Source organism: Streptomyces sp. HUAS TT11 (assembly GCF_051553595.1).
Classification (GTDB): domain Bacteria; phylum Actinomycetota; class Actinomycetes; order Streptomycetales; family Streptomycetaceae; genus Streptomyces.
This window is the reverse complement of sequence record NZ_CP196184.1, coordinates 5,054,590-5,071,469: the sequence shown is the minus strand read 5'-3', so window position 1 is coordinate 5,071,469 and position 16,880 is coordinate 5,054,590. Positions and strand designations below refer to the sequence as shown.

15 protein-coding genes and 1 riboswitch are annotated in these 16,880 nt (G+C 70.9%); of the genes, 6 read left to right on the top strand and 9 right to left on the bottom strand.

From position 1 onward, the window contains the following. Window positions 1–25 precede the first annotated feature (25 nt). A complete protein-coding gene (murQ, locus tag ACSHXN_RS22765) occupies window positions 26–961 on the top strand; it encodes an N-acetylmuramic acid 6-phosphate etherase (RefSeq protein WP_438303614.1) in 936 nt (311 codons plus the stop codon). Between the two features lie 92 nt (window positions 962–1,053). Here the strand turns inward: murQ and ACSHXN_RS22760 are convergent, their stop codons facing one another. The 6 genes from ACSHXN_RS22760 to thrC form a co-directional block, all read right to left on the bottom strand. Next, window positions 1,054–2,547 (bottom strand): MFS transporter, encoded by a 1,494-nt coding sequence (locus ACSHXN_RS22760; RefSeq protein ID WP_355132007.1) that lies wholly within the window; start codon window positions 2,545–2,547, stop codon window positions 1,054–1,056. Window positions 2,548–2,720: 173 nt separating this feature from the next. Next, complete coding sequence (locus ACSHXN_RS22755; protein ID WP_355132008.1) at window positions 2,721–3,845, bottom strand: NADH:flavin oxidoreductase; 1,125 nt, start codon at window positions 3,843–3,845, stop codon at window positions 2,721–2,723. A 184-nt stretch (window positions 3,846–4,029) separates the two neighbouring features. Further along, complete coding sequence (gene groL, locus ACSHXN_RS22750) at window positions 4,030–5,652, bottom strand: chaperonin GroEL (RefSeq protein ID WP_329507133.1); 1,623 nt, start codon at window positions 5,650–5,652, stop codon at window positions 4,030–4,032. Window positions 5,653–5,963: 311 nt separating this feature from the next. Then, entirely contained in the window at window positions 5,964–6,167 is a 204-nt protein-coding gene (locus tag ACSHXN_RS22745) for a cold-shock protein (protein WP_009339379.1), read from the bottom strand. A gap of 449 nt (window positions 6,168–6,616) precedes the next feature. Continuing rightward, the gene (locus ACSHXN_RS22740) at window positions 6,617–6,892 is read right to left on the bottom strand and encodes a MoaD/ThiS family protein (protein WP_355132009.1); all 276 of its coding nucleotides are present in this window, start codon (window positions 6,890–6,892) and stop codon (window positions 6,617–6,619) included. A 44-nt stretch (window positions 6,893–6,936) separates the two neighbouring features. Beyond that, complete coding sequence (thrC, locus tag ACSHXN_RS22735) at window positions 6,937–8,217, bottom strand: threonine synthase (protein WP_355797627.1); 1,281 nt, start codon at window positions 8,215–8,217, stop codon at window positions 6,937–6,939. 18 nt (window positions 8,218–8,235) lie between these two features. After that, window positions 8,236–8,390: riboswitch (SAM riboswitch) on the bottom strand. Between the two features lie 206 nt (window positions 8,391–8,596). On the opposite strand from thrC, the gene ACSHXN_RS22730 reads away from it, so the two are divergent. After that, window positions 8,597–9,541: a glucosyl-3-phosphoglycerate synthase gene (locus ACSHXN_RS22730; RefSeq protein ID WP_355132011.1), complete on the top strand. Its 945-nt coding sequence runs from the start codon at window positions 8,597–8,599 to the stop codon at window positions 9,539–9,541. A 114-nt stretch (window positions 9,542–9,655) separates the two neighbouring features. Continuing rightward, window positions 9,656–11,086, top strand: a complete 1,431-nt coding sequence (locus ACSHXN_RS22725; protein ID WP_355797631.1) for an alpha,alpha-trehalose-phosphate synthase (UDP-forming) — start codon at window positions 9,656–9,658, stop codon at window positions 11,084–11,086. 25 nt (window positions 11,087–11,111) lie between these two features. Here the strand turns inward: ACSHXN_RS22725 and otsB are convergent, their stop codons facing one another. From otsB to ACSHXN_RS22710, 3 genes are all read right to left on the bottom strand, one after another. Further along, window positions 11,112–11,957 (bottom strand): trehalose-phosphatase, encoded by an 846-nt coding sequence (gene otsB / locus ACSHXN_RS22720; protein WP_356108546.1) that lies wholly within the window; start codon window positions 11,955–11,957, stop codon window positions 11,112–11,114. A 61-nt stretch (window positions 11,958–12,018) separates the two neighbouring features. Further along, window positions 12,019–12,246, bottom strand: coding sequence for a DUF3263 domain-containing protein (locus tag ACSHXN_RS22715; RefSeq protein WP_355132014.1), 228 nt, complete (start codon window positions 12,244–12,246; stop codon window positions 12,019–12,021). 36 nt (window positions 12,247–12,282) lie between these two features. Further along, the gene (locus ACSHXN_RS22710) at window positions 12,283–13,509 is read right to left on the bottom strand and encodes an ABC transporter substrate-binding protein (RefSeq protein WP_361155685.1); all 1,227 of its coding nucleotides are present in this window, start codon (window positions 13,507–13,509) and stop codon (window positions 12,283–12,285) included. A gap of 168 nt (window positions 13,510–13,677) precedes the next feature. Between ACSHXN_RS22710 and ACSHXN_RS22705 the strand changes: the two genes are divergently transcribed. From ACSHXN_RS22705 to ACSHXN_RS22695, 3 genes are all read left to right on the top strand, one after another. Next, window positions 13,678–14,622 carry an ROK family protein gene (locus tag ACSHXN_RS22705; RefSeq protein ID WP_355132016.1) on the top strand — a complete coding sequence of 315 codons (945 nt, stop codon included), beginning with the start codon at window positions 13,678–13,680 and terminating at the stop codon, window positions 14,620–14,622. Further along, entirely contained in the window at window positions 14,622–15,764 is a 1,143-nt protein-coding gene (gene nagA / locus ACSHXN_RS22700) for an N-acetylglucosamine-6-phosphate deacetylase (RefSeq protein ID WP_438303612.1), read from the top strand. The genes ACSHXN_RS22705 and nagA overlap by 1 nt, the downstream gene beginning before the upstream one ends. A 157-nt stretch (window positions 15,765–15,921) precedes the next feature. Then, the gene (locus ACSHXN_RS22695) at window positions 15,922–16,851 is read left to right on the top strand and encodes a 1-phosphofructokinase family hexose kinase (RefSeq protein WP_438303611.1); all 930 of its coding nucleotides are present in this window, start codon (window positions 15,922–15,924) and stop codon (window positions 16,849–16,851) included. The last annotated feature ends 29 nt before the right edge of the window (window positions 16,852–16,880 follow it).

Genomic DNA, 16,880 nt, shown 5'->3' with positions numbered 1-16,880 from the left:
GCCGCACCGGAAAGAGCCGTCACCCATGACCACCTCGCGCCACCCCCATGGTCTTCGAGCAGAGCTGGAGACGCTGACCACCGAGGCGTTCCGGTCCGAGCTGGCCGAGATCGACCAGCTGCCGACGCTGGAGATCACGAAGATCATGAACGGTGAGGACGCGACCGTGCCGGGCGCCGTCGCCGCACGGCTGCCGCAGATCGCCGCCGCGATCGACGGCATCGCCGAGCGGATGGCCAGGGGCGGCCGGCTCGTCTACGCGGGCGCGGGCACGGCCGGCCGGCTGGGCATCCTCGACGCGTCCGAGTGCCCGCCGACCTTCAACACGGACCCGTCGCAGGTGACGGGCCTGATCGCGGGCGGCCCCGGCGCGATGGTGACGTCGGTCGAGGGCGCGGAGGACTCCAGGGAACTGGCGGCGCGGGACCTCGACGCGCTGGTGCTGACGGACCGCGACTCGGTGGTCGGCATCTCGGCCTCGGGCCGCACGCCGTACGCCGTCGGCGCGGTGGAGCATGCCCGAGCGTGCGGCGCGCTCACCGTCGGCCTGTCGTGCAACGCGGACAGCCCCCTCGCGGCCGCCGCCGACCACGGCATCGAGATCGTGGTCGGCCCCGAGCTGCTGACCGGCTCCACGCGCCTGAAGGCCGGCACGGCGCAGAAGCTGGTCCTCAACATGATCTCCACGGTCACGATGATCCGTCTGGGCAAGACCTACGGGAACCTGATGGTCGACGTCCGCGCCTCCAACGACAAGCTCCGCGCCCGTTCCCACCGCATCGTGGCGCTGGCGACGGGAGCGGGCGACGAGGAGATCGAACGCGCCCTGGCGGCCACGGACGGCGAGGTGAAGAACGCCATCCTGACGATCCTCGGGGGCGTGGACGGACCGTCCGCGGCACGGCTGCTCGCGGAGAGCGGAGGATACCTGCGCGCGGCGCTGGAGAAGGCGGCGGGCTGACCCCGGGGCGGCTGCCCCCAGCCGTACGCAGTGCGCGGCGGGCGATCCCGTCGAAGCGGGACCGCGCGCGCCGCGCACCACACGAGCCGGGCCTACGCCGTGGCCCCGGAGACCTTGCCTGCGGGCTCGTGCTCGCCCGCCCCCTCGGCGGGCGAGCCCTGCTCGGCGGGCGGGGTGCGGCGCGGGATGAAGGACGCCACCACGAAGGCGAGGAGCGCGGCGCCCGCGCCGATGGCCAGGACGGTCTTGAAGCCGTTCTCCGAGGGCAGGGTGGCGGGACCGAGGGTCGTGGTCATGTTGGCCAGGATGACGCCGGCCACCGCGCTCGCCGTCGATGTGCCGATGGACCGCATCAGGGTGTTGAGGCTGTTGGCGGCCCCGGTCTCGGACGCGGGGACGGCGCCCATGATGAGCGCGGGCATCGCGCCGTACGTGAAGCCGATGCCGCAGCCGATGACGCAGGAGACGAGCACGAAGTGCCAGACCTGGTCCATCAGCACGATGTTGATGCCGTAGCCGGCGGCCACGATCAGCGCACCGATCATCAACGTCACCTTCGGGCCCTTGGCGCGCGAGACGGCGGCGGAGACCGGTGCCGTCGCCATCATGACCAGACCGGACGGGGCCATGACCAGGCCGGCCGTCAGCAGTGACTTGCCCAGGCCGTAACCGGTGGCGGCGGGCAGCTGCAGCAGCTGCGGCAGGACGAGGGACATCGCGAACATGCCGAAGCCGAGCGCCACCGAGGCGAGGTTGGTGACCAGCACCTGACGACGGGCGGTGGTGCGCAGGTCCACCAGCGGCTCCCGCACGCGCAGTTCGAAGACACCCCACACCAGCAGGATCACGACGGCGGCCACGAACAGACCGAGGGTGGTGCCGCTGCCCCAGCCCCAGTCGGCGCCCTTGGAGATCGCCAGCAGGAGGCTCACCAGACCGGCCGCCATGCCGAGGGCGCCGAGCACGTCGAACCGTCCGCCCGTGCGCACCTCCGACTCCGGCACGAACACCAGGACGAGGACGGCGGCGACGGCGCCGAGCGCGGCCGAGGTCCAGAACAGCATGTGCCAGTCGAAGTTCTCGGCGATGACCGCGGCGGCGGGCAGGCCGAGGGCGCCGCCGACACCGAGCGAGGCGCTCATCATCGCGGTCGCCGAGCCCAGCCGCTCGGCGGGCAGCTCGTCGCGCATGATGCTGATGCCGAGCGGGATCACGCCGGCGGCCGTGCCCTGCAGGGCGCGTCCCACGATCACCGGCGCCAGGGCGTCGCTGAGGCCGACCGCGACCGAGCCGATCACCAGCATGGACAGGCCGACCAGCAGCATGCGGCGCTTGCCGTACATGTCGCCGAGCCGGCCCATCACCGGGGTGGCCACGGCGGCGGCGAGGAGGGTGGCGGTGACGGCCCAGGCGGCGTCCGCCGGCGAGGCCTGCAGGAGTTTCGGCAGCTCCGGGACGATCGGGATCACCAGGGTCTGCATCAGCGAGACCACGATGCCACCGAAGGCGAGCACCGCGACCAGGGCGTTCGATCTCGGCGCCACGGTTGTTCCGTCCCCGGCGGGCCGGGCGGGTGCGTCGGGCATGGCAGGAGCCTCCGTGGGAGTGCAGGTGTGCTTGACTCAGGCAACCTTAGTCCCGTTTGATTGACTTAAGCAAGTTAAATTGCGGACGACCGCCCAGGAGTCCGGAGGTGTCGGGAAGACGGCGGACGGCGCTCCCCTCGGCGAGCGCCGCCCCGGTGCCGTCGGGTGTCCTCTCAGCTCAGCGTCTTCAGCGCCACCGCGTCGTAGGGCTGCACCTCGTCGAAACGGTCGGTCAGGACCTTGGCCGCCCACTCGGGGTCCTGGAGCAGTGCCCGGCCGACGGCCACCAGATCGAACTCGTCGCGCTCGAGGCGGTCCAGGAGGTTGTCGATCCCCTTGACCGGAGCGCCCTCGCCCTGGAAGCCCCTGAGGAAGTCGCCGTCGAGGCCGACCGAGCCGACGGTGATGACCTGCTTGCCCGTCAGCTTCTTGGTCCACCCGGCGAGGTTGAGGTCGGAGCCCTCGAACTCCGGCAGCCAGTACCGGCGGGTGGAGGCGTGGAAGACGTCCGCACCCGCCGCGGCCAGCGGGGTCAGGATCGACTCCAGCTCCTGCGGCGTCTGTGCGAGCCGGGCGTCGTAGGCCTCCTGCTTCCACTGCGAGTAGCGGAAGACGATCGGGAAGTGGGGGGAGACCGCCTCACGCACGGCCGTGACGATCTCGGCGGCGAACTTCGTACGGGCCACCGGGTCTCCGCCGTACGCGTCGGCGCGGCGGTTGGTGCCGGCCCACAGGAACTGGTCGAGCAGATAGCCGTGGGCACCGTGCAGTTCGACACCGTCGAAGCCGATCCGCTCGGCAGCGGCGGCCGCGGCGGCGAAGGCGCCGACGACGTCGTCCAGGTCCTGCCGTGTCATCGCCTTGCCGGTGCCCTCGGTTCCGTCGAGGCGCAGCCCGGAGGGACCGACGGCGGGGGCGTCCGCGAACGGCGGCTGGCCCTGCCGCCGCACCATGCCGATGTGCCACAGCTGGGGCATGATCGTGCCGCCCGCCGCATGCACCGCCTCGACCACCCCGGCCCAGCCCGCCAGCTGCTCCTCGCCGTGGAACCGCGGGACGCGGCTGCTCTGACCGGCCGACTCGTGGCCGACGTAGGTGCCCTCGGTGACGATCAGCCCGACCCCGGCGGCCGCGCGGCGCGCGTAGTACGAGACCACGTCCTCACCGGGGACGCCTCCCGGCGAGAACTGGCGGGTCATGGGCGCCATGACGATCCGGTTGGGAACGGTCAGGCCGTTCAGCGTGACGGGACGGGACAGGATGCGGGCCGCGCGGGATGCGGAGGCGGTGACGGTCACGTGGGGGAGCTCCTCGGCCGGGGGTCGACGGGAAACCGTGCGGTATGTGCACACGCATCGAGCAGCATACCCAACGGTCGGTCGGCCTTAGGGTGACCCTGGACACGCCCGAGGGCGGCACCCCCTGTCTCCAGGGAGTACCGCCCTCGGTGTGATCGGACCGGGTCCGAGCCTGGGATCAGGCTCAGAAGTCCATGTCACCGCCCGGCATGCCGCCACCGGCAGGCGCGGCGGCCTTCTCCGGCTTGTCGGCGATGACGGCCTCGGTGGTGAGGAACAGCGCGGCGATGGAGGCGGCGTTCTGCAGAGCGGAACGGGTCACCTTCGCCGGGTCGATGATGCCTTCCTTGACCAGGTCGACGTACTCGCCGGTCGCGGCGTTCAGGCCGTGACCCGGGGTCAGGTTGCGCACCTTCTCCACCACGACGCCGCCCTCGAGGCCGGCGTTGACGGCGATCTGCTTCAGCGGGGCCTCGAGGGCCAGCTTGACGGCGGCGGCACCGGTGGCCTCGTCGCCGTTCAGCTCCAGCTTCTCGAAGACCTGGGAGGCCTGGAGCAGGGCCACGCCACCACCGGCGACGATGCCCTCCTCGACGGCCGCCTTGGCGTTGCGGACGGCGTCCTCGATGCGGTGCTTGCGCTCCTTGAGCTCGACCTCGGTGGCGGCACCGGCCTTGATGACGGCCACGCCGCCGGCCAGCTTCGCCAGGCGCTCCTGCAGCTTCTCGCGGTCGTAGTCGGAGTCGCTGTTCTCGATCTCCGCGCGGATCTGGTTCACGCGGCCCTGCACCTGCTCCGGGGAGCCGGCGCCGTCGACGATCGTGGTCTCGTCCTTGGTGATGACGACCTTGCGGGCGCGGCCCAGGAGGTCCAGGGTCGCGTTCTCCAGCTTGAGGCCGACCTCCTCGGAGATGACCTCGCCACCCGTGAGGATGGCGATGTCGCCGAGCATGGCCTTGCGGCGGTCACCGAAGCCCGGGGCCTTGACGGCGACGGACTTGAAGGTGCCGCGGATCTTGTTGACGACCAGGGTCGACAGAGCCTCGCCCTCGACGTCCTCGGCGATGATCAGCAGCGGCTTGCCCGACTGCATGACCTTCTCCAGCAGCGGGAGCAGGTCCTTGACCGAGGAGATCTTCTGGTTGGCGATCAGGATGTACGGGTCGTCGAGTGCGGCCTCCATACGCTCCATGTCGGTGGCGAAGTACGCCGAGATGTAGCCCTTGTCGAAGCGCATGCCCTCGGTGAGCTCGAGCTCGAGACCGAAGGTCTGCGACTCCTCGACGGTGATGACGCCTTCCTTGCCGACCTTGTCCATGGCCTCGGCGATCAGCTCGCCGATCTGGGTGTCGGCGGCGGAGATGGAGGCCGTGGAGGCGATCTGCTCCTTGGTCTCGACGTCCTTCGCCTGCTCCAGCAGGGCGGCGGAGACGGCCTCGACGGCCTTCTCGATACCGCGCTTCAGGGCCATGGGGTTGGCACCGGCGGCCACGTTGCGCAGGCCCTCGCGGACCAGCGCCTGAGCGAGCACGGTCGCCGTGGTCGTACCGTCACCGGCGACGTCGTCCGTCTTCTTGGCGACTTCCTTGACCAGCTCGGCGCCGATCTTCTCGTACGGGTCCTCGAGCTCGATCTCCTTGGCGATGGAGACACCGTCGTTGGTGATCGTGGGGGCACCCCACTTCTTCTCGAGGACGACGTTGCGGCCCTTCGGGCCGAGGGTCACCTTGACGGCGTCCGCGAGCTGGTTCATGCCGCGCTCGAGGCCTCGCCGCGCCTCCTCGTCGAACGCGATGATCTTGGCCATGTGAAGTGGTCCTCCCAGGACTGGGGGTGATTACTTCGGACCGCGCCCGCGCCCGCGACGGACGGCCTCGGCCGGAGGTTCCCTGCCCCACCCGGTCCGCGGCCTCACCGACCCGGTCCTTCTTTTTTTGTCACTCTCACCTTCAGAGTGCTAACGCCAATGATTAGCACTCGCCCCGTCCGAGTGCAAGGCGCGGCCCTGTGAAGCAGGTCCCTGCGCCCCGGCACGCCGCCGGACAGACCGAGGGGCTCGCACCCCAACGGGATGCGAGCCCCTCGACACGTCGATCAGTTCAGTCGTCGGCGCGTGCTTCAGCCGGCCAGTCGGACCATGTCCGCCTGCGGCCCCTTCTGACCCTGCGAGATCTCGAACTCGACCCGCTGGCCCTCTTCGAGGGTGCGGTAGCCGTCCATCTGAATCGCGCTGTAGTGGACGAAAACATCCGCACCACCGTCGACCGCGATGAAGCCGTACCCCTTCTCCGCGTTGAACCACTTGACGGTGCCCTGAGCCATGCCTAACTCCCCTATTACTGGCCCTTGCACAGATCCACACTTCGCGGATCCGGGTCAGACCTCACCCCCCAACGGTTGGGGGCGTGCGCCGGAACGCGTCGACCGCGGCTGAATGTATCTGTCCAACTGCCGTCTGCAACAGGTCAATCGGACGAGAATTCAGGGCATGACCGGTCGGGAATGTACGAAGAATTCGTCCGAATTCAGGGCAAGTCGGGCCCTACAAAAGGAATGAATGGCGCAAAAGCCCTGCGCACTTTGGCTACTTCTTATCGGGTGCGCGGCAGCGACCGGAGGCGCCCGGCGGAGAGAGCGGGAACGCGTTCCCCAACTGTACCTCGCTCAACCATGCAGAATTGCCCCCTCCGCTTGTCTCACGGAGAGGGCAATTCGATGAACTCTCGGTGACGCGCATTACCGAGGGTAACGATCGGTCGGCTGAACCACCGTCAGCCACCCGCGACGGCCGGGATGATGGAGACGCCGGCGCCGTCCGGCGTCGCCGTCTCGAGACCCTGCTCGAAGCGGACGTCGTCGTCGTTGACGTACACGTTGACGAAACGGCGCAGCTTGCCCTGGTCGTCCAGGACCCGGGCGGCGATGCCGACGTGGTTCTTCTCCAGGTCGGCGATGACCTCCGCGAGGGTCCGGCCCTCGGCGGTCACCTCGGCCCGGCCGGCGGTGTAGGTGCGCAGGATGGTGGGGATGCGGACGTTGACGCTCATGGGGTGTGACCTCCGGTCGGGGTGCGGCTGGCGGGGACGGGCGCTTACGCGAGCCCGGCCTCGCGGAAGGAGTCGAGGTTCGGGCGGATCGTGGCGGTGAGCCCGGTTCCGGCCACGGCGTCCAACGTCTTGAGGCCGTCCCCGGTGTTGAGGACGACCGTCGTCTTCGCCGGGTCGAGGACGCCGTTCTCGATGAGCTTGCGCGTGACGCCGACGGTCACGCCGCCCGCCGTCTCGGCGAAGATGCCCTCGGTGCGGGCCAGCAGCTTGATGGCGTCGACGATCTCCGCGTCGGTCACGTCCTCCACGGCGCCGCCCGTGCGGCGGGCGATGTCCAGGACGTACGGGCCGTCCGCCGGATTGCCGATCGCGAGCGACTTGGCGATGGTGTCCGGCTTCTGCGGCCGTACCACGTCGGTGCCCGCCTTGAACGCCACCGACACCGGCGAGCACCCCTCGGCCTGCGCACCGAAGATCTTGTACGGCCTGTCCTCGACGAGCCCGAGCTTGACGAGCTCCTGCAGACCCTTGTCGATCTTCGTCAGCTGCGAGCCGGAGGCGATCGGGACCACGATCTGGTCGGGCAGCCGCCAGCCCAGCTGCTCGGCGATCTCGTACGCCAGCGTCTTGGAACCCTCCGCGTAGTAGGGACGGAGGTTGACGTTGACGAAGCCCCAGCCCTCGCCCGCCGGGTCGCCGATCAGTTCGGAGCAGAAGCGGTTCACGTCGTCGTAGTTGCCCTCGATGCCGACGAGGTCGCCGCCGTAGATCGCGGCCATGACGATCTTGCCCTGCTCCAGGTCGTGCGGGATGAAGACACAGGAGCGAAAGCCCGCACGGGCCGCCGCGGCGCCCACCGCGCCCGCGAGATTGCCGGTCGAGGAGCAGGAGAGCGTGGTGAAGCCGAAGGCTCGCGCCGCCTCCAGCGCCTGGGCGACCACACGGTCCTTGAAGGAGTGCGTGGGGTTGCCGGAGTCGTCCTTCACGTACAACCCGCCGGTGACGCCCAACTCGCGCGCCAGGTTGTCGGCCTGGACGAGCTTGGTCCAGCCGGGGTTGAGGTTCGGCTTGTCGGCGACGTCCGCCGGGACCGGCAGCAGCGGCGCATAGCGCCAGATGTTCGCGGGACCCGCCTCGATCCGCTTGCGCAATTCCTCGGTGTCGTAACCCGAGAAGTCGTACGCGATCTCCAGCGGGCCGAAGCACTCCTCGCAGGCGAAGACCGGGCCGAGCGGCACCCGGTGACCGCACTCGCGGCAGGACAGCGCCGCTGCGGGTCCGAGGTTCACAGAGTCGGTGCTGCTTGCAACTGTCTGCACAGCCATGTCAGGCGAGGCCCTTTCTCCTCATCTTCCTCACGACGCATCTCGCCGTAAGACGGAATTGGCACCTTCCCGAGCCGGGAGCCTCGCGCAGTGATCAACACTGATCTACGAGACCGGCTGGAGGGTTGCCGGGGCTTCATCGGGCCGTGTCCCTCTGCCCCTCTGGATGAGCTGTATGCGGTTGTTTTACCTGTTATGAGCCACCGCGACCCCCGACATGCGTTGGTCACCGGCGTTGTTCAAGACTGTAACCGAAGGCCAGGACAGTTGAGAGAGTCGTCCGAAGCGCGAGATGGACACCCACCCGCACCGACGGGAACACACCGCTCGAAGATCTCTACTGCCACCACCGCCGTCCGAACGTGAGGAGCAGCAGACTGTGCTGGAAGAAGTCGAGCGCTGGCTGAGCACCCGCTCCTGGTCCGTCACCGAGCGCCCGCTCCACCAGATCCTGGCCGCGAAGCGCGCCTCGGGCTCGACGGTCAGTGTCGTGCTGCCCGCGCTCAACGAGGAGGAGACGGTCGGCGACATCGTCACCGCCATCCGCCGCGACCTCGTGCTGCGGGTTCCGCTCGTCGACGAGATCGTCGTCGTCGACTCGGGCTCCACCGACCGCACCTCCGAGGTCGCCGCTGCGGCCGGAGCGAAGGTGGTGCACCGCGACACGATCCTGCCGCGCATCCCGGCCGTGCCCGGCAAGGGCGAGGTCCTGTGGCGCTCCCTGCTCGTCACCCGCGGGGACATCGTCTGCTTCGTCGACGCGGACCTCAGGGAGTTCTCGTCCGACTTCGTCTCCGGGATCGTGGGCCCGCTGCTCACCGACCCGGGCGTGGACCTGGTGAAGGCGATGTACGACCGTCCGCTCGGCGGCGCGGCGGGACAGGGCGGGCGTGTCACCGAACTGATGGCCCGCCCGCTGCTCAACATGCACTGGCCGCAACTGGCCGGCTTCGTGCAGCCGCTCGGCGGCGAGTACGCGGCCCGGCGCTCGCTGCTGGAACGGCTGCCGTTCCCGGTCGGGTACGGGGTGGAGCTCGGCATCCTGGTGGACGCCCTGCACCTGGTGGGGCTCGACGCCCTGGCCCAGGTCGACGTGGGCGTGCGCAAGCACCGCCACCAGGACGGGCAGGCGCTGGGCCGTATGGCCGCCTCGATCTACCGCACCGCACAGCTGCGCCTGGCCCGCGGCCATCTGATCCGTCCGGCCCTCATCCAGTTCGAGCGGGGCGACGGCGGTTTCGAGCCGCGCACGTATCGGGTGGACACGGAGGAGCGGCCGCCCATGGCGGAGATCGAGGAGTACGTGGAACACAAGGCGGCCTGAGGAACCCGCTCCGCCGGCGACGGTTCGCGACCGCGGCAGAACCCCTTGTATACGGCTCCGCATACGGCCGACGGGAACGTTTGAGCGTTTTGAGCTCGGGCTAGGTTTCGAGGCATGGCTTCCACGCATGCGGCATCCGTACTCGTCGCCTCCAACCGCGGCCCGGTCTCGTACGCGCTGGACGAGTCCGGCGGGCTCACCGCCAAGCGCGGCGGGGGCGGGCTGGTCTCCGGGCTCTCGGCCATCGGCCCGGACACGGACGCGGTCTGGGTCTGCTCCGCCCTGGGCGCCGGTGACCGCGAGGCCGTGCGGCGGACGGGCGGCGCGCTCGACACGGCCGACACCGGCGACCGGCGTGTCCGGATGCTGGACATCGACCCGCAGGTGCACGCGGACGCGTACAACGGCATCGCCAACTCGGTGCTGTGGTTCGTGCACCACATGCTCTACCAGACGCCGCTCGAGCCGGCCTTCGGAACGGAGTTCCGGCGCCAGTGGGCGGCATACGAGGCGTACAACCGCGCGTTCGCCGAGGCACTGGCGCAGGAGGCGGGTGAGGGAGCGGCGGTGCTGATCCAGGACTACCACCTCACCCTGGCCCCCCGGATGCTCCGCGGTCTGCGGCCCGATCTGCGGATCGGCCACTTCTCGCACACGCCGTGGGCGCCGCCGGAGTACTTCCGTCTGCTGCCCGACGACATCGCGGCGCAGGTGCTCGGTGGGATCCTCGGCGCGGACCGGGCGGCGTTCCTCACGCAGCGCTGGGCGGACGCGTTCACGGACTGCTGTCACGCGGTCCTCGGTCCCGGCATTCCCTCCGGCACCCGCATCGGCGTCCACGGCCTGGGCGCGGACGCCGACTTCCTGCGGCAGCGGGCCCACCGGCCGGACGTGGACGAGCGGATGGCGGCACTGCGGAAGCAGATCGGCTCGGCCCCCGACGGCAGCCCGCGCAGGACGATCGTGCGGGTGGACCGCACCGAGCTGTCCAAGAACATCGTGCGGGGACTGCTGGCCTACCAGGAGCTGCTGGAATCGCGTCCGGAGTGGCGCGAACGGGTCGTCCACATCGCCTTCGCCTACCCCTCCCGCCAGGACCTGGCCGTCTACCGCGACTACACGGCCGAGGTCCAGCGAGTGGCGACGGAGATCAACTCACGCTACGGGACGCCGGACTGGACCCCCGTCGAGCTGCATGTGAAGGACGACTTCGCACGCTCGCTGGCCGCCTACCGGCTGGCGGACGTGGCACTGGTGAACCCCATCAGGGACGGCATGAACCTGGTCGCCAAGGAGGTCCCGGTGGTCTCCGACGAGGGCTGCGCGCTGGTGCTGTCCCGGGAGGCCGGGGCGTTCGAGGAGCTGTCCGAGGACGCGGTGGCCGTGAACCCGTACGACATCGGGGGCATGGCGACCGCGCTGCACGAGGCGCTGTCGATGGGGACGGGCGAGCGCGCCGAGCGGACGAAGCGGCTCGCCGCGCAGGCCACGGCACTTCCGCCGGCACGGTGGTTCCTCGATCAGCTGGCCGCCCTGGAGACGTGACGGGGCCGCCACCGGCCGGGCTCGTTCACGCGATCCCGTCTGCCAGTGACCGCACGAGCCGTACGATCCCCGGCGGCCCGTCGACCACCAGGTCCGCTCGCTGCGCCAGTTCCGTGACCTCGTCGCTGCCGCTGCAGACCAGCAGACCGGGGACGCCGTCGGAGCGGAGCTTGTCGACCGCGGCGAAGGCGGAGAGATCGCCGAGGTCGTCGCCCGCGTACATGACCGCCCCGGCGCCGATCTCACGGGCGTACTCCAGCAGGGCCACTCCCTTGTCCATGCCCGGTGGGCGCAGTTCCAGGACGAACCGGCCGGGTTCGACGATCAGTCCGTGGCGGGCGGCGAGACCGGTCAGTGGATCGCGGAGGGCCTCGAATGCGGCCTGCGGATCCCCGGCACGACGGGTGTGCACGGCGACGGCCCGCCCCTTCTCCTCGATCCACGTCCCCTCACGGGGTCCGATCGCCTCGAGGAGCGCGGGGAGTTCGGCACGGGCGGCGGCGACACCGGGGTGGGGGGCGGGAGCGTCGACGGTGCCGGTGCGGGCGTCCCAGCGTTCGGCGCCGTAGTGGCCGAGGACCACGAGGTGTTCGAGTCCGGGCACCTCGGCGAAGCCGCCGTAGCGGACGGCCACGTCGGCGGGGCGCCCGGTGACGACCGCGACGGCGGCCACCTTCGGGGCGAGGGCCGCGAGGGCGGGCACCGCGTCCGGGTGAGCACGGGCCTGGTCGGGGTCGGGGACGATCGGCGCGAGCGTCCCGTCGAAGTCGAAGGCGAGGACGGCCCGCCCGGGCCGGGTGAGGATCGCGTCGAGTCCGTCCCGCCCGGCCGGTGTGGCGGGCGTCGGCAAGGAGTCCGTGTGGCTGCCCATGGGACGACCCTATCCACGCGGGCCCGGCCTCACTCCTGGCGCGCCGCCCCGCGCGTCCCGCTCAGCGCTCGGCGCGGCGGGACGCGCGGATGCGGCGCAGCCGGTTGACGGTGACGGGGGCGTGCGCGAGGGCTCTCGGGTCGTCGAGGAGGGCGTTGAGCAGCTGGTAGTACCGGACGGGGGCCAGGCCGAGCTGCTCACGGATGACGCGCTCCTTGGCCCCCGGCCCGGTGAAACTGCGCCCCTCCAGCGCGAGGATGGCCTTGTCCCGGGCAGTGAGGTCGTCCATGGGGGAACCGTAGCCGGAAGGGCCGACACCGCCCCGTCAGCCGGCGGACCCGTCCGCCGTCACGGCCTCCCGCTGCAGCGCGCCCAGGGTCACCGCCGGGCTGCCTCCCGGACCGACGGCCTTGCCCACCTGCTTCTTGATGTCGGCGCTGACGGCGGCCCAGGACGTCTTGCCCACGGGGTACAGCTCGGAGCTCGGCAGCTCCTCGAGGAAGGGCGCCAGGTCCGCGTCCCGGTGCGACGCCGACATCGTCTCCTGCGCGGAGTTGGTCACCGGCAGCAGGTCGTACTCGCGCGAGAACGCCAGGACGTTCTTCTCGCTGTAAACGTAGTCGAGGAAGTCGCGGATCCGGTCCTGGTGGCCGTTCTGCTTGAACGCCGTCATCCAGTCGGCCACGCCCATCGTGGACTTCGCCCGGCCACCGACGCCGGGCATCGGCACCATGCCGAACTTCACGCCCTTGGCCGCCGCTGCCTTCATCAGGGAGGGGTGGCCGTTCAGCATGCCGACCTCACCGCGGGTGAAGGCGGCGAAGGCGTCGGCACGGTTCAGCTTCCCCGGCTCCACGGGCCCTGTCAGCCCCTTGTCGACCAGTTCGTCCTTCAGCCAGGTGAAGGTCGCCACGTTCTGCGTGGAGTCGAGGTTGTAGGAGCCGAAACCGTCCAGGTATCCGTCACCGCCGCTGAGCAGCCACTGCATGGTCTCCGCCTGGGCCTCCTCCGGCCCCAGCGGGAGCGCGTAGGGGAACTTCACCCCCTTGGCCTTCAGCGCCCGCGCGTCCGCCGCCAGTTCGCGCCAGGTCGTCGGCGCGGTGATGCCGGCCTGCGCGAACAGCGTCTTGTTGTAGAAGAGGAGCCGGGTGGACGCCGCGAACGGCATGCCGTACTGGACCCGGTTCACCTTTCCCGCGTCGCTCAGCTCCGAGGCGAAGTCCGCCTGGACCGGGATCGAGAGCACATCCTCGGCCTGGTACAGCTTTCCCGCCGCCGCGTAGTCCGCGTACGCCCCGATCTGCGCCATGTCGGGTGCGTGGCCCGAAGCGACCATGTCCTTGACCTTGCGGTCCACGTCGTTCCACGAGTAGACGCTCACGTCGACCCTGGTCCCCGGGTGCCGCGCCTCGAAGCCCCGGACCAGACCGTCCCAGTACTTCTTGGAGCTGTCCGCCGACGACTGCCCGTAGTCCGCGGCCACCAGCCGCAACGTCACATCATCCGAGCCGGCCGGCCCTCCGCAGCCGGCCAGCGCCCCTGTCACACCCATCGCGGACACCCCCGCGATCAGTCCCTTTCGCCATGCCGGCCTGCACGTCCTGCCCCGCTGCACTGCTCTTGACCAACCTTGCTGTCTCGCCATGTGGAATATCGACATAAGGTCTACACCATGTAAGTGGACTAGACCTCTTGCGGGTCCAGGAGCCACACTGTCTCCGTGAGACATGTCATCGCGCTCGACGTGGGCGGCACCGGGATGAAGGCCGCCCTGGTAGGGGCCGGGGGTGAGCTGCTCCACCAGGCACGCCGCGCGACCGGGCGCGAGCGCGGGCCGGAGGCCGTGGTGGAGTCGATCCTCGACTTCGCCGCCGGGCTGAGCGCCCACGGTGAGCGGCACTTCGGTGTGCCCGCCGCCGCGGCCGGCGTCGCCGTGCCCGGGATCGTCGACGCCGAGCGCGGTGTCGCCGCCTACTCGGCGAACCTCGGCTGGCGCGACGTACCCCTGCGCGATCTGCTCAGCCGCCGGCTCGACGGCGCGCCCGTCGCCCTCGGCCACGATGTGCGCACCGGCGGTCTCGCGGAGGGTCGTGTCGGCGCGGGCAAGGGAGCGGACCGCTTCCTGTTCGTGCCGCTCGGCACGGGCATAGCGGGCGCCATCGGCATCGGCGGCCGCGTCGAGGCCGGGGCCCACGGCTTCGCCGGAGAGATCGGCCATGTCGTCGTACGGCCCGGTGGGGCCCCGTGCCCGTGCGGCCAGCGCGGCTGCCTGGAGCGGTACGCGTCCGCGGCGGCCGTGAGCGAGGCCTGGGCCGCGGCCTCCGGGCAGCCGGATGCGGACGCCGCGGACTGCGCGAAGGCCGTCGCATCCGGGGAGCCGAACGCCGTTCGAGTGTGGCAGGAGGCCGTGGACGCGCTCGCGGACGGTCTGGTCACCGCGCTCACCCTGCTGGACCCGCGCACCCTGATCATCGGTGGCGGGCTCGCCGAGGCGGGGGAAACCTTGTTCACACCGCTGCGGGACGCCGTCCGGCGGCGGCTCACCTTCCAGAAGCTGCCGTCGATCGTCCCCGCCGCGCTGGGGGACACCGCCGGATGCCTGGGCGCGGGACTCCTCGCCTGGGATCTCCTCGAATCCACCGACCCTTCGGAGGTAACCACCTGATGGCCACTAGCAAGGTTCTCGCCGGTGCCCGGGTGGTGCTGCCCACCGGGATCGTGGACAACGGCCGCGTCGCCGTGGAGGGCACGCGGATCGCCGCGCAGGGCGCCGCGCACGCGCAGAGCGTCGACGTGCGGGGGCACTGGCTGGTCCCCGGCTTCGTCGACATCCACAACCACGGCGGTGGCGGCGCGTCCTTCTCGGGCACGGCGGACGAGGCCCTGACGGCCGTGCGCACCCACCGGCTGCACGGCACCACCACCGTCGTCGCCTCGACCGTCACCGACGACATGAACTTCCTCGTCGGGCAGGCCGGGCTGCTGTCCGAACTCGCCGAGCAGGGGGACATCGCCGGCATCCACTTCGAGGGGCCGTTCATCTCCCCCTGCCGCAAGGGAGCGCACTCCGAGGAACTGCTGCGCGACCCGGATCCGGCCGAGGTCCGCAAGCTCGTCGACGCCGCCCGCGGCCACGCGAAAATGGTCACGCTCGCCACCGAGCTGCCCGGCGGCCTCGACTCCGTGCGACTGCTCGCCGAACACGGCGTGATCGCGGCGATCGGGCACACGGACGCCACCTACGAGCAGACGGTGGCGGCCATCGACGCCGGCGCCACCGTCGCCACCCACCTCTTCAACGCCATGCCGCCGCTCGGCCACCGCACCCCCGGCCCCATCGCTGCGCTCCTGGAGGACGAGCGGATCACGGTCGAGCTGATCGACGACGGCACACATCTGCACCCGGCCACCGTCCAGCTGGCGTTCCACCATGCGGGCGCCGGGCGGGTCGCCTTCATCACGGACGCGATGGACGCGGCCGGCAGCGGCGACGGGCGCTATCTGCTCGGCCCGCTGGAGGTCGAGGTGAGTGAGGGTGTGGCGCGGCTGGTGGAGGGCGGTTCGATCGCGGGCTCGACGCTCACCCTGGATCGCGCGTTCCGGCGGGCCGTCACCGTCGACCGGCTGCCGGTGCAGGACGTGGTGGCGGCCATCTCGGCCAACCCGGCGAAGCTGCTGGGCATCGACGACCGGGTGGGCTCGCTGGAGCCGGGCAAGTACGCCGACCTGGTACTGCTGGACGCCGAGTTCGAGCTCAAGGGTGTGATGCGCCGCGGCGAGTGGGTGGTCGATCCCCAACTGGGGTGATTCATCCGCATGTTGGCATACGGCGGTCGGCTCGGGGGACTGGGCCGACCGCCGACTCTTTTGGCATGATCGAGCCTCCGCACACGCCGCCGGCAAGCGCATTCTGGAATCCCGTTTCCACGGATCACGCCGCCTGACTTCGAGGGAGGTCCCCCAGGTGATCCTCACGGTCACGCTGAACACCGCTCTCGACATCACCTATCGGGTACGGGCGTTGCGACCGCACGCCTCGCACCGGGTGACCGAGGTGATCGAACGCCCCGGCGGCAAGGGGCTGAACGTGGCCCGCGTGCTCGCGACGCTCGGCCACCGGGTGACCGCCACGGGATTCGCCGGCGGCACGACGGGCCGCTCGCTCCGGGACCAACTCGCCGACACCTCGGGGGTGGTGGACGCGCTCGTCCCCGTGGCGGGGGCGACCAGGCGCACGATCGCGGTCGTGGACCAGACCACCGGCGACACCACCCAACTGAACGAACCGGGCCCGGTGATAGCCCCCGCCGAGTGGTCCGCCTTCCTGGAGTCGTACGGGGACCTGGTGTCCTCGGCCGCGGCGGTGGCGCTGTGCGGCAGCCTGCCGCCGGGGGTGCCGGTGGGCGCGTACGCCCAACTGGTGCGCACCGCACGGGCTGCGGGCGTTCCCGTGCTGCTCGACACGAGCGGCGAGCCGCTGCGCCGGGGTGTCGCCGCCCGCCCGGACGTGGTCAAGCCGAACGCCGACGAGCTTGCCGAACTCACCGGCTCCCACGAACCGTTGCAGGCCACCAGGGACGCTCGACGACGCGGCGCGCACACCGTGGTCGCCTCGCTGGGCGCGGAGGGCCTGCTCGCGGTGAACGCGGAGGGCCGCTGGCGCGCCGTCCCACCGAGCCGGGTCCGGGGCAATCCGACGGGAGCGGGCGACTCGGCGGTCGCGGGCCTGCTGTCCGGCCTGGTGGACCTGCTGCCGTGGCCGGCCCGCCTCGCGCGGGCCGTGGCCGTGTCCGCGGCGACCGTACTGGCCCCGGTCGCGGGCGAGTTCGACCGCCGGACCTATGAGGAGCTGCTGGAGCGGGTGATCGTCACCCCGCACAACGCCGCGGCGTGAGACGTGCTCGGCGCGGGGCTTCACCGGCC

Excerpts from the sequence above, each read along its gene's own strand:
- groL (WP_329507133.1), bottom strand. The coding sequence starts at position 5,652 with ATGGCCAAGATCATCGCGTTCGACGAGGAGGCGCGGCGAGGCCTCGAG.
- ACSHXN_RS22725 (WP_355797631.1), top strand. The coding sequence starts at position 9,656 with ATGGCTTCCACGCATGCGGCATCCGTACTCGTCGCCTCCAACCGCGGC.
- nagA (WP_438303612.1), top strand. The coding sequence starts at position 14,622 with ATGGCCACTAGCAAGGTTCTCGCCGGTGCCCGGGTGGTGCTGCCCACC.
- otsB (WP_356108546.1), bottom strand. The coding sequence starts at position 11,957 with ATGGGCAGCCACACGGACTCCTTGCCGACGCCCGCCACACCGGCCGGG.
- thrC (WP_355797627.1), bottom strand. The coding sequence starts at position 8,217 with ATGGCTGTGCAGACAGTTGCAAGCAGCACCGACTCTGTGAACCTCGGA.
- ACSHXN_RS22740 (WP_355132009.1), bottom strand. The coding sequence starts at position 6,892 with ATGAGCGTCAACGTCCGCATCCCCACCATCCTGCGCACCTACACCGCC.
- ACSHXN_RS22760 (WP_355132007.1), bottom strand. The coding sequence starts at position 2,547 with ATGCCCGACGCACCCGCCCGGCCCGCCGGGGACGGAACAACCGTGGCG.
- murQ (WP_438303614.1), top strand. The coding sequence starts at position 26 with ATGACCACCTCGCGCCACCCCCATGGTCTTCGAGCAGAGCTGGAGACG.
- ACSHXN_RS22715 (WP_355132014.1), bottom strand. The coding sequence starts at position 12,246 with ATGGACGACCTCACTGCCCGGGACAAGGCCATCCTCGCGCTGGAGGGG.
- ACSHXN_RS22710 (WP_361155685.1), bottom strand. The coding sequence starts at position 13,509 with ATGGGTGTGACAGGGGCGCTGGCCGGCTGCGGAGGGCCGGCCGGCTCG.
- ACSHXN_RS22745 (WP_009339379.1), bottom strand. The coding sequence starts at position 6,167 with ATGGCTCAGGGCACCGTCAAGTGGTTCAACGCGGAGAAGGGGTACGGC.